The sequence below is a fragment of the Arthrobacter sp. 10N43 genome, from assembly GCF_056394525.1.
On the sequence record NZ_JBFTIA010000048.1, the window covers coordinates 1 to 431 of the forward strand.

A 431-nucleotide genomic window follows, 5' to 3' on the forward strand; every position below is an offset into this window, starting at 1 on the left:
GCTCCACCACCCGCCGCTATGGCGGCACCGGGCTGGGGCTGACCATCTCCGCGCGGCTGGTGAAGATGATGGGCGGCGAACTGGCTGTGACCAGTGAACCGGGCGTGGGCAGCGAGTTCGCGTTCAGCTTAACGCTGATAAGCCAGCCTGCCGCACTGGCGGCAATGCAGATGACGCGTTTTAGCGGCGAGCGGGTGCTGGTGGTGGATGATAACAGCACCAACCTGCGCCTGCTGGAGACGATGCTGACGCAGATGGGGCTGGTGCCGCACTGCGTCGATAACGCTCACCAGGCACTGCGCCTGACGGCAGAGAGCGAACCCTTTCCGCTGATCCTGCTTGATGCGCAAATGCCGGAGATGGATGGCATCTCGCTGGCGCTGGAGCTTTCGGTGCTGCCGCAGGCGAGCCAGAGCCGCATCATTATGCTC

1 protein-coding gene is annotated in these 431 nt (G+C 64.0%); it reads left to right on the forward strand.

From position 1 onward, the window contains the following. A partial coding sequence (locus tag AC1DDO_RS23050) for a response regulator (RefSeq protein ID WP_476972852.1) occupies nt 1-431 on the forward strand: 431 nt, incomplete at both ends.